Source organism: Trinickia sp. (assembly GCF_036503415.1).
In the GTDB taxonomy this organism is placed as follows: Bacteria; Pseudomonadota; Gammaproteobacteria; order Burkholderiales; family Burkholderiaceae; genus Trinickia.
In genome coordinates this window covers 88,950-100,680 of sequence record NZ_DASXWY010000159.1, presented here as the reverse complement: position 1 = coordinate 100,680, position 11,731 = coordinate 88,950, and the positions used below count along the sequence as shown (strand labels likewise).

General features: G+C 63.7%; 9 protein-coding genes. 5 read left to right on the top strand and 4 right to left on the bottom strand.

Features of this window, described 5'->3' with window-relative positions:
• Positions 1-23 precede the first annotated feature (23 nt).
• The 4 genes from VGL01_RS19595 to VGL01_RS19580 all read left to right on the top strand — a co-directional run bounded on the left by VGL01_RS19595 (position 24) and on the right by VGL01_RS19580 (position 6,813).
• Positions 24-1,571: an altronate dehydratase family protein gene (locus tag VGL01_RS19595; RefSeq protein WP_331572264.1), complete on the top strand. Its 1,548-nt coding sequence runs from the start codon at positions 24-26 to the stop codon at positions 1,569-1,571.
• 76 nt (positions 1,572-1,647) lie between these two features.
• Complete coding sequence (uxuA, locus tag VGL01_RS19590) at positions 1,648-2,697, top strand: mannonate dehydratase (RefSeq protein ID WP_331572262.1); 1,050 nt, start codon at positions 1,648-1,650, stop codon at positions 2,695-2,697.
• Between the two features lie 55 nt (positions 2,698-2,752).
• A complete protein-coding gene (locus tag VGL01_RS19585) occupies positions 2,753-4,540 on the top strand; it encodes a VRR-NUC domain-containing protein (protein ID WP_331572260.1) in 1,788 nt (595 codons plus the stop codon).
• Positions 4,537-6,813: an ATP-dependent DNA helicase gene (locus VGL01_RS19580; protein ID WP_331572258.1), complete on the top strand. Its 2,277-nt coding sequence runs from the start codon at positions 4,537-4,539 to the stop codon at positions 6,811-6,813. The genes VGL01_RS19585 and VGL01_RS19580 overlap by 4 nt, the downstream gene beginning before the upstream one ends.
• Here the strand turns inward: VGL01_RS19580 and VGL01_RS19575 are convergent, their stop codons facing one another.
• Positions 6,814-8,106 (bottom strand): hypothetical protein, encoded by a 1,293-nt coding sequence (locus VGL01_RS19575; protein ID WP_331572256.1) that lies wholly within the window; start codon positions 8,104-8,106, stop codon positions 6,814-6,816.
• 319 nt (positions 8,107-8,425) lie between these two features.
• On the opposite strand from VGL01_RS19575, the gene VGL01_RS19570 reads away from it, so the two are divergent.
• Entirely contained in the window at positions 8,426-9,109 is a 684-nt protein-coding gene (locus VGL01_RS19570; protein WP_331572254.1) for an alpha/beta hydrolase-fold protein, read from the top strand.
• Here the strand turns inward: VGL01_RS19570 and VGL01_RS19565 are convergent.
• Genes VGL01_RS19565 through VGL01_RS19555 form a run of 3 tightly spaced genes read right to left on the bottom strand, consistent with a single transcriptional unit; the run spans position 9,102 to position 11,729 of the window.
• Positions 9,102-9,521, bottom strand: a complete 420-nt coding sequence (locus tag VGL01_RS19565) for a DUF3291 domain-containing protein (protein ID WP_331572252.1) — start codon at positions 9,519-9,521, stop codon at positions 9,102-9,104. The two genes, VGL01_RS19570 and VGL01_RS19565, sit on opposite strands and share 8 nt — an antisense overlap.
• Positions 9,512-10,915 carry a carotenoid oxygenase family protein gene (locus VGL01_RS19560; RefSeq protein WP_331572250.1) on the bottom strand — a complete coding sequence of 468 codons (1,404 nt, stop codon included), beginning with the start codon at positions 10,913-10,915 and terminating at the stop codon, positions 9,512-9,514. The genes VGL01_RS19565 and VGL01_RS19560 overlap by 10 nt, the downstream gene beginning before the upstream one ends.
• Entirely contained in the window at positions 10,905-11,729 is an 825-nt protein-coding gene (locus tag VGL01_RS19555; protein ID WP_331572248.1) for a ferritin-like domain-containing protein, read from the bottom strand. Before VGL01_RS19555 ends, VGL01_RS19560 begins: the two co-directional genes overlap by 11 nt.
• Between the last annotated feature and the right edge of the window lie 2 nt (positions 11,730-11,731).

Genomic DNA, 11,731 nt, shown 5'->3' with positions numbered 1-11,731 from the left:
TCATTCGTCATTCGAGGCATGCCATGTCTTCACTCGCTTCTCAGGATCACCTCGTGATCCGCCTTCATCCAAACGACGATGTCGTCATCGCCACGCGTCAGCTGATGTCCGGCGCGCGCATCGCGAGCGAAGACCTTGTGGTGTCGGGGCTGATCCCGCCCGGCCACAAGATCGCCACGCGTGCCATCGCCGCGGGCGCGCCGGTCAAACGCTACAACCAGGTCATCGGCGTGGCGCGCGAGGACATCGCGCGCGGGCAGCATGTGCATGTCCATAACCTCGGCATGGCCGAATTCGCGCGCGAGCACGCATTCGGCGCCGATGTCCACCCGACCGCCTATGTCCCCGAACCCGCCAGCTTCATGGGCATTCGCCGGGACGACGGCCGCGTTGCCACGCGCAACTACATCGGCATCCTGACGAGCGTCAACTGCTCGGCCACGGTGGCCCGCGCCATCGCCGATCATTTCCGGCGCGACGTCCATCCCGAGGCACTGGCCGACTACCCCAACGTCGACGGCGTGGTTGCGCTCACGCACGGGCTCGGCTGCGGCATCGATATGCATGGCGAAGGCATCGGCATCTTGCGGCGCACATTGGCGGGCTACGCTCTCCATCCGAACTTCGCATCGGTGCTCTTCGTCGGACTCGGTTGCGAGACGAACCAGATCGAGGGCGTACTGGAAGCCGGCGGTCTGCGCGGCGATGCGCCCAAGCTGCGCAGCTTCACGATCCAGGACAGCGGGGGCACCCGCAAGACGGTCGAACGCGGCATTGCGATGGTGCGCGAGATGCTCGGCGACGCGAATCGGGCCACGCGTGTGAGCGTGCCGGCAGCGCATCTCGTCGTCGGGCTTCAATGCGGCGGCTCGGACGGCTACTCCGGCATTTCCGCGAACCCTGCGCTGGGTGCGGCCGTCGATCGTCTCGTGCGGCATGGCGGGACGGCGATACTCTCGGAAACACCGGAGATCTACGGCGCCGAACATTTGTTGACGCGCCGCGCGGTGAGCAGGGAAGTCGGAGAAAAGCTCCTGGCACGTATTGCGTGGTGGCAGGAGTACTGTGCGCGCAATCACGCCGCGCTCGACAACAATCCCTCGGCCGGCAACAAGGCGGGCGGATTGACGACGATTCTCGAAAAATCATTGGGCGCGGTCGCGAAAGGCGGCACGACGAACCTCGTCGAAGTCTATGAGTATGGCGAGCCGATTACCGCGAAGGGCTTCGTCTTCATGGATTCGCCCGGCTACGACCCCGTCTCGGCCACCGGGCAGGTGGCCTCGGGTGCGAACCTGATCTGCTTCACGACGGGACGCGGCTCGGCCTACGGCTGTTCGCCCGCACCGTCGCTGAAGCTCTCGACCAATACGGCCCTCTGGGAGCGGCAGGAGGACGATATGGATATCAACTGCGGAGGTGTCGTGGACGGCACCGACACGATCGACGCACTCGGCGAGAAGATCTTTCGCATGATGCTCGACTGCGCGTCGGGTACGCGTTCGAAGAGCGAGCTTTTGGGTTATGGGCAAAACGAATTCGTGCCCTGGCAAGTCGGCGTCATTACCTGAGCCGCACTTGCAGTTGCCAATGTGACGAGCGGAGGAAGTGCCGCTCGTTTCGAAATAGCTAGGATTCCTAACCAACATGAAGATGACGTTTCGCTGGTACGGCGAGAGCGATCCCGTGCCCCTCGCCTACATTCGCCAGATTCCCGGGATGTATGGGATCGTCTCGGCGATTTACGACGTTCCGGTCGGCGAGGTCTGGCCCGTCGAAAAGATCCGCGCGCTGAAAGACACGATCGAGGCGCACGGTCTGAAGCTCGAAGTCATCGAGAGCGTGCCGGTTCACGAGGACATCAAGCTCGGCAAGCCGTCGTGCGACCGGCTCATCGACAACTACGGCCAGAGCTTGCGCAATCTCGCCGCTTGCGGCATCGAGGTCGTCTGTTACAACTTCATGCCCGTTTTCGACTGGACACGCACGTCGCTCGACATGCGGTTGCCCGACGGCTCCACGACGCTCGCTTTCGACGCGCGGCAGGTCGACGCGCTCGACATCGGGCAAGGTATCGCACTGCCGGGCTGGGATACGAGCTACCGGCCCGACGAACTGAAAGCGCTGCTGGCCGAGTATGCCGCACTCGACGAGTCGGGCTTGTGGGCCAATCTCGCCTATTTCCTGCGCGCGGTCGTGCCCGTCGCGAAGGAGGCCGGCATCAAGATGGCCATCCATCCCGACGATCCTCCACGCCCGATTTTCGGTCTGCCTCGCATCGTCAAGAACCGCGACGATCTCGCACGCCTGCTCGCAATCGTCGACGACCCGGCCAACGGCTTGACACTGTGTTCGGGCTCGCTCGGCGCCGACGCACGCAACGATATCCCTTCGCTCGTGCGCGAGTTCGGTGCCCGGGGACGCATTCATTTCGCCCACCTGCGCAACGTTCATACGAACGCGGCCGGCGATTTTCACGAAACGTCTCACCGGTCGGCCGACGGTTCGCTCGATATGGCCGAGATCGTCAAGGCGTATTTCGAAGTCGGTTTCGACGGGTATGCACGACCGGACCATGGACGCATGATCTGGGGCGAAACCGGCCGCGCGGGCTACGGCCTCTACGATCGTGCCCTCGGAGCGGTCTATCTGAACGGCCTTTGGGAAGGCGTGCAGAAAACCAGGGAAACGACGTAGGAAACGCGGCGGCCGCCCGCGAAATGAGGCTGGAGCGACTCTGCTATTATCCTGTATGGATATACAGGTCGATCGCAATGCCGTGGAGCCCTCCCCCTCTTCCCCATCGCCCCTCTACTACCTGCTGAACTTCGAGCGTGCGCTCGCGTGGGTATCGGAACGCTACGACGATCTGCTCGACGCCATCGAGCGCGAATTCGCGTCCGCATTCGCTCGCTTGCCCCTCGCCTCGCGTGCCTTGCTCGTTCGCATGCTGATGCGCAACGGCCCGCGCTTTCGCACGAGCAAGCTGAATTACGCGGAGATCGGCTGCCCGCTGGCCGCGGCCGCGCCGCTGATCGCACTGGGCTGGATCGATCCCGAGCCGCACCTTTCGATCGACGATCTCTTCGCGCTCGCGACCCGCCCGGAGCTGGAGCGGATTTTTTCCGAAGCCGTTGCGTTACGCCGATGCAGCAAGTCGGAATTGCGCGAGCTGTTGCGCGAAGAGTATGGCGCCCAGACGCGCCCCTATCGAGCATGGGACGCCACGAGCGACGAACAGGTGTTCGAACTCGAAATCACGCCCGTTTGCGATCGGGTGAGGCTCATGTTTTTTGGCAATCTGCATCAGAGCTGGTCGGAGTTCGTGTTGGCGGACCTTGGCGTCTATCGATACGAGGCCGTGTCGTTCGAACCTTCCGCCCGTGCATTTCAACGTCGCTCGGATGTCGACGCCTACCTCGCGCTGCAGGCATGCCGCGAAGCGCTCGACGGCATCGACGGGGGCGACGGGATCGCGGCACTGCGCGAGCTGTTCGGCGCGGTGCTTGCCATGCCGATCGAGAACGCCTGGCTTGAAATGCGGCGCGCCAAACTGTTCTATGGAATCGGCTATCGCGCCGAACAACTGCGGGATTGGGAATTCGCGCTCGAAGTCTACGAGCGCAGCCAATGGCCCGAAGCCCGTCACCGGCGCATGCGTGTACTCGAACGTTGCGCACGCTTCGGCGATGCGTTCGCGCTCGTCACGCGCGCGCTCGAGGCGCCCGAAAACGAGGCGGAGTACCAGCGCGCCGCACGCATGATGCCACGCCTTGCACGCCGGCTCGGGCAGCCCGTCCAGCGTGCGGCCGAGCCGGCCGGTTTCGCACGCTCGACGCTCACGCTGATGCGCCCGGCCGTGCCCGTCGCGGTCGAATATGTCGTACAAGATCATCTCGATGCGCCGCAGGCGCCCGTGTTCTATGTCGAGAACACATTGATCAATTCACTGTTCGGGCTACTGTGCTGGGAAGCCGTGTTCGAACCCGTGCCGGGCTCGTTCTTTCACCCATTCCAGCGCGGGCCCGCCGATCTTCACGCACCCGACTTCCTGGCTCGCCGCGCCGAAACGTTCGCACGCTGCTTCGCGCAACTCGATAGCGGCGCCTATCACGACACCATTTGGCGCCACTACGAGCACAAAGCCGGTATGCAATCGCCCTTCGTCTTTTGGGGCGCACTGACGAGCTCACTGATGACGCTGGCACTCGACTGTCTGCCTGCCAGGCATTTGAAGCTCTGGTTCGCACGGCTTGTCAGCGATATTCGAGCGAATCGGTCGGGCCTTCCCGATCTCATTCGGTTCTGGCCCACCGACCGGCGCTACGAGTTGATCGAAGTCAAGGGCCCCGGCGACCGCCTGCAGGACAACCAGATCCGGTGGCTCGCCTATTGCGCGCAACATGGCATGCCGGCGCGCGTGCTCGACGTGCGCTGGGAGGGCGAAGTCGAGCCCGAGGTCGATGACGAGTGCGGTATCGATGGCTCAGACCGCGCCGTGGCCGGCGTCACGACACCGGGCGCCGGAGTCACCCCGTGAGCTTCGTGGTCGCCGTTCGAGCGCTGTGCGAGTTCACCGCGAAATGCGGCGACCTCGATTTGCGCTTCACGCCGGCACCGAGCGCGCTCGAAGGCATCGAAGGGCATGCCGTCGTTGCCAAACGGCGCGGCGCCGGCTACGAAGCCGAAATCGCGCTCGTCGGCGCCCATGGCGAGCTGACCGTGCGCGGGCGAGCCGACGGATACGATGCCTCGCTCAATCGGCTCGAGGAAGTAAAGACCTACCGGGGCGAGCTCGATGCCATGCCTGGCAATCATCGCGCACTCCACTGGGCTCAGGCGCGCCTATACGGCCATCTGCTCTGTCAGGCCCGCGGGCTCGAGCGGATCGAGGTCGCCCTCGTCTATTTCGACATCGGCAGCCAGAAGGAGACGGTGCTGACCGAGACGCATGACGCCTCGTCGCTCGAGGCATTTTTCAACGAGCAGTGCGAACGCTTCATGCAGTGGGCGGCACAGGAGCACGCGCATCGCACGGCCCGCGACGCGGCGCTGCGCGCGCTTCAATTTCCCCACGGCACCTTTCGGAGCGGGCAGCGCGAGCTGGCCGTCGCCGTCTATCGCGCGGCGCGCGATGGCGCGGTTCTGATGGCTCAGGCACCGACCGGCATCGGCAAGACACTGGCGACGATTTTTCCTGTGCTGAAGGCCTGCGCCGAACAGCATGTCGATCGCCTGTTCTTTTTGACGGCGAAAACGCCGGGTCGCGCACTGGCATTGGACGCGATCGATGCGTTGCGCTCGAATACCGGCGTCGAAACGTTACCGCTGCGCACGCTCGAGCTCGTCGCGCGCGACAAAGCGTGCGAGCATCCCGACAAAGCCTGCCACGGCGAGTCCTGTCCGCTTGCGCGCGGATTCTACGATCGCCTGCCGGCGGCACGCGAGGCCGCGCTGACCGAGCGCAGGCTGGACCGCCAGAGCGTGCGCGAGGTCGCACTGACTCACGACGTGTGCCCGTATTACCTCGCGCAGGAGCTTGCGCGATGGGTCGACATCGTCGTGGGCGACTACAACTACTACTACGACAGCAGCGCACTGCTTTATGCGCTCACCCGCGCCCAGGAATGGCGCGTGGCCGTACTCGTCGACGAAGCGCACAACCTGCTCGAGCGCGGCCGCAAGATGTACACGGCCTCACTCGAGCGGCCGGCGCTGCGCGCCGCATTGAAGGCGGCACCGGACAGCCTGAAAAAGCCGCTTCAGCGACTCCAACGCGAATGGAACGCGCTCGATCGCACGCAAGAGCAGCGCTATACGGTTCATGCCGAGATTCCGCCCAAGCTGGTGTTTGCAGCGCAAAACCTCATTGGCGCAGTGACCGATCAGCTTGCCGAGGATGCGTCCGCGATCGACGACGCAGTGCGGCGATTTTTCTTCGACGTGCTGCATTTCGTGACGCTGGCCGAACAGTTCGACGACCATTCGATCTTCGACAGCACGTTCTCGAGCGAGCCGCACGCCTCAGGGCGGCGTGCAGGAACGACGTCGACGCTGTGCGTGCGCAACGTCGTACCTGCCGCGTTTTTAGCGCAACGCCACGCCGCCGCGCACGCGACGGTGATGTTTTCCGGCACGCTGAGCCCGACGCATTTCTATCGCGACACGTTGGGGCTGCCCGACGCAACGCGCGTGCTCGATGTCGAGGGGCCGTTCCGGCCCGAGCAATTGACCGTGCGCGTATGCGCGCAGGTCTCGACCCGATGGCGCGACCGGGAAAGATCGCTTGCACCGATAGTCGAACTCATTGCCAAACAATACGAAACATTGCCAGGCAACTATCTGGGCTTCGTGAGCAGCTTCGACTATCTCGAGCGTGTCGGGGCGTTGTTGCGCGCGCAACATCCTGGTCTGCCGCTCTGGATGCAATCTCCCGGAATGAGCGAATCGCAACGGGACGCGTTTTTAGCCCGGTTCCGAAGCGGCGAATGCGGCGTGGGCCTCGCGGTACTGGGCGGGGCGTTTTCCGAGGGCGTGGACCTCGTGGGCGATCGTCTCATTGGCGTGTTCATCGCCACGCTCGGGCTGCCCCAGGTCAACGACGTCAACGAGCAAATGCGCCTGGCGATGCAAGCCAAGTTCGGCAATGGGTACGACTATGCATACCTCTTTCCGGGCCTGCAAAAAGTCGTCCAGGCCGCTGGCCGTGTCGTGCGCACCGAACAGGATGTCGGCGTACTTCATTTGATCGACGATCGGTATCGCCGCCCGGAGGTGCGGCGGCTCTTGCCACGCTGGTGGCGCGTTCAGTGATCAAGCGGCGAGGCCCTGCGTATTGACGCCCCAGGGGAACGATTCGATCGGCATCAGCAGCGGTTCGCGCTCGAGCGAATGCCGCATGCCCACCGTCCGCTTGTCGCGTAACTCCGGCAGCACGCTCGCCCAGTCGATGGGTTCGGACTCTTCGTCAGGGCGCAACAAGTGAACCCGCTTGTCGATGCCTAGCGCTTGCGCCATCGCGTTCATGGCCCGCACGATGCTGAGCGTGAAGGTCAGCATCCATGCCTCGCTGCCCGCGATTTGCCTGCCCTGCTTGAGCCGGCGCAGCGTATTGCCCGACAAGCCAAGCGCGCCTTCGAAGTTGGGGGAAACCAGCCCGTCGGGAAGGTAGTACTCTCCTGCGTTGAAGATGACGTTGCCGTCGCCTGCGATGTCGATCACCTCCCGCGTCTTGTTCATGAAGTCGATACCGTGCGGCAGGAAATCGCGAATGCTCTCGCGCAATCTCCTATCGGTCTTGCTGGCGTCGTACAGTTCGCTCAGCTTCGTCCCCGCGAAGCAATAATCGAAATGGTCTTCATTGAATGTGCCGGGACGATTCAGCACCAAACTGTCGTTGATATCGGCATAGCGGTCGTCGGGCGGCCGCTCGTCGAACTGCTCGACGTAATGCAGACTGAGGCTGAAGTGCATCGTGTCGGAATCCGATAGCTGCGGCAGAAAATCCTGATGCCTCACGAGCGCAGGCAGCCGGTAGATCGCATTGGGGTTGAGCTTGGGAATCGATCGATGCGGATCGACGAGCAAGCCGCCCTGCAACAGGAATTGCGCCACTTCGGCACGCACAGAGATTTCGTCGATCCCGATGGACTGACGCGGCACGGCTCGTGCGGGAAATTCCGCGCGCAGCCGCCCGTCGCGCCCGATCTCCATGCGAGCCAGTCTCTGCCCGGCGGCACGAATGGCTTGCGGCGTTCTCAGATCCTCGCCGCGACCGAACAGCATGAGCCACCTGATCAGACGTCCGAGCGTCTCGACACTGATTTTCGTCACTTGGCCCGGCCGGCTCGGATCGCGGTAGACGGCATGATCGGTGCCGTGACCGATCAGCTTCAACGGGCCGCCGGCCAGTGGATCCACATGCATCAACGTCCAATGATCCGCTTCATGCAGGCGATTTTCGAGCCCGCCCGATAAATCGAGCCTCCCTGTCCTCGCGCCACGCAGGTGCGCTGCGAATGCGGTTTTGTCGAATGCGTCGGGACCGATGACTTCGCGCGCCCGATCGCGCAATGCGCCGTACGTTCCCTCGATATCGACATGCATGCGCCTCGTCGGCAAACGCGGGGGGAGTCCGCGCAGCGCAGCGCTGCCGGCAGGCGCAGCCGTCGGTCGTGGCAAATTCGCCTGGTTGCCGCACTGACGCTCGACGGCGCACGGTGAATGCCTCGCTTCGTCAGGATCGTGCTGTGAAATACGATTGCTCATCGCCTCGCCCGCCTGTCCTCTCGGCGAAACAGTAAGCCGATATGCAACATGGTTTGCCACTCCTACGAAAATTCGACCATCGGGACGAATGCGCAACCCCAAAGTTGTCCCATAATGAGTACTGCTTTTCCGTCCCTCTGCGAGAACGGACCATCGCATGTCAATCAACGCTCTGTTCGATCCGTCGCCCGATGCGGCAGCCGGGCGGGTCTTGCTCGTCATGCTCCCTGGCGTCAACGACCGCGCCGCTTCCTTTTTTTCCAACGGGATCGTGCAGGCGCTGCGTGAGCGCCGACTGCCCGTCGATGCGCTCGGTATCGACGTCGATTTCCCAGCCTATGCCGATGGCTCACTACTGCCCCGATTGCACGGCGAGATCGATCGGATCGCTCATCGGCGCGACATCGAACGGCTCTGGTTCGTCGGCACCTCGCTCGGCGCCATGGGCGCCCTGATGTATTGCCGTGCGCACCCTGGCAGCACGGACGGCATCGTCCTGCTCGCCCCCTATCTCGCCAGTCGGCGGATGCTCGTGCAGATCGCCAAAGCGGGCGGGCTCGACGCATGGCGCCCCGAAGCGAACGAGCCGGGCGATATGGAGTGGCGCGTGCTCGACTGGCTACGCCGTGAAGTACGGGACGCGTCGAGCGGCCTGCGCGTGCATCTCGGTTATGGACGCAGCGATCCTTTCGCGCTGGGCAGCACGCTGCTGCAAGCGCTGTTGCCGGCGCAACGCAGCATCGACATTGCCGGCACCCACGATTGGCCGACCTGGTCCGCGCTATGGGCAAGCGTTCTCGACCAGGACCCTTTCGAGGCAAAAACGGCGCGGGCTACCTGATGCGAAGCTCGCGCCAAAATCTACGGCGCGGCAACGCAAACGCGGGCGGCAACCCCGCCCCGGGCGGCGGAAAATGACGTCCTTCGTCGCTCAAGCGCCGATGGGCCTCGTCCCAGGCCGGCAGCCGCGCCACGCTGTCGTGCCAATGAACGACCGAGCTTTCGTCGCACCATCTCAGCAGATGCCGCATGATCCGGCGATGGACCCCCGCACGCACGTAGGCCATCATGGCGGGCTCGTCCTGCCACACGGTTCGCGTCCAATAGGTATCGCAACTCGCGCTGAGCACCGATACCGCGAGGTTGCCAGGTGCCGCGCGCGCCTGCCAGGCGGCGGCCATCGTCGCGGCCAGCACGGATGGGATGTGCCGCCAGGCGCGCACATGCAAGCGCGTCACCGAAATCACCGGCATGGCGACGTGGCGCGCTCGAGCGCCTGCCGTTCGACCCATGTTCCATGCGCGCCATACGGCACGCGCTGCGGCAGCTCGATCGACGCCACTTCCTCGCCGGAGAACCGCTGAGCATCGAGCACGACCAGCCGGCTGCGATCGACGCGCGCGTCATAGACGAGACACAACACCCAGCCTTCGTCTTCCGCGCTGTCCTCGCTCGCCGGCACGAACTGCGCCTCGGACGCCGCTTCATACTCGCTGAAGCGACGATGTTCGACGGCGCCCTTCGCGAAGTCGTATTTGAAAAGGCCGCCACAGGCGAGCCAACCGTGACGAAGCACAATCTCCGTCGAATAGCCGTATCGATGCGCGCGGCCCGTCAACCGGTCGTCGAACCGCGGAAACTCGCCCGGCGAATCGGCGATGCAGGTGCTCGAGACGCGCCCCGTCAATGTGTCGATCCGCCACTCATGCATCGATAACGAAGCCGCGTGCGGCCGCGGCATACCGGTCAGGTAGTAAGGGTGACTGACAACCGCGCGCAGCACGACTTGCGCGCCGTCGTCGAATGCATTGAGCACATGCGAGATAAAGCAGGTATCGATCGCAAACCACCTCACCGGCACGCCTTCACGGTGCAAATCGAGCAAGCCGAGACGCGAACCGTACTCGGGTGCCCAGCGAAACGGCAATCCGCCTCCTGGGCGCGGTGGCCTCTCGAACAATAAAGGCTGGTCGATGAAAACTGCGAAGCGCTCGGAAACGGCGAAATCGTGCATGACCGTGGCGCCCGCGACATCGACCGGTTCGGCGCGCGCCATTCGTCCATCGGGGTCCACGCGAAAATAGGTCACGTAGGGACGCCGTGGCCAATAGCCGAAGCCGTGCAAGGCGCCGGTGGCGGGATCGCGCTTGGGATGTGCGGTCATGCTACGAGCCAGGCCGCCGCCGAAATCGCAGCGCCCCACTGTCTCCAATTGTTCGTTCAGCTCATAGGGCAGCCCTGTCTCGCCCAGTGCCAGCAATCGCCCCGCATGCGCGACGACGCTGACATTGGCCGCGTTCCCGAAGCTCCAGCGACGATCGGCGGGACCGCCCGGTGGCGCGCGGTTCGCTACCTGCGCAAGGCCATCGGTCGATACCCAGCGATTGCGATACCAGAGGGCACGGCCTTGCGCGATCCTCACACCGTGCACCATGCCATCTTCGAGAAACACGTGCGGCTGCGGTGTACGGCGAGACGGATGCGAATTGAAGCTGTTGCGCAGATACAAGCCGTCCAGCTCAGGCGGAATGACGCCGCGCACAGGCAGATCGGTGGCCTCCCGCTCGTCGTCGAGTGGGACGAACACGCCGTTCGCGCCGTAACCCGCGATATCGGCGAGCGCGCGGTGCGTCGCCTCACGCAACATGCGCGGAACGCCGTGCGGCGCGGTAGCGCTTTTTCATGCCCGCGTAGACCTCATAGAACGCGTCGACGCCCGGGATCTCGAGATCGAGCATCTTCGCGATCCGGCTCACGATATGTTCGCGGTAGCGCCGCTCCACTTCCTTCATGTCGAGACATTTCATCTTGAGCAATGTCAGGAACACGGGGTGCTGCGTGACGCCGTCGCTTGCCGGCTGCAAGAGGAACCATGCCGTGCGCAGTGCGACGAGGCGGTCCCGCTCGGGGTCGTCGGATCGCTCGATCGCTTGCCGACAGTAGTGTTCGAAGCCGACCGAATGCCGCATTTCGTCGCGCGCAAGGTGCTTCACGATTTCGACGAGCACCGGCTCTTCCACGGTCTTCGCGAACTGGTTGTATGCGGTGTTGGCCGCGATCTCGGAGCAGATATTGGATGTCAGCATTTCCACGCGCGAGTGGGTCATCGGCTCGATCTTCCTGCCGCGATGGATGAAATCCTGCGCGGTCGGCACGCCGAGTTTGCCGAGCCAGCGAATCAGCGCGAGCGGATGCTTGGTCTCTTCGAAGAACCACACGGAAAGCCATTGAGTGAAGTCGACATCGTCGTGCAGCAGCTTCATGAATGCTTCCGTCGCGGAGAACGTCGTCAGCTCGGCATAGGCCGCGATCTTTACATCCTCGATCAGCTCGGCGCTCACCTTGCTCTCGTCGATCTCGTCCCACCGCTGGTCGCGGAAGATCCAGCGCGCTTTTTCCGATGTCTCGAGCAGGCGGAAATAGCCGAGCTGGTTACTGAGGTCGTCGATCTGAAATGCCATCG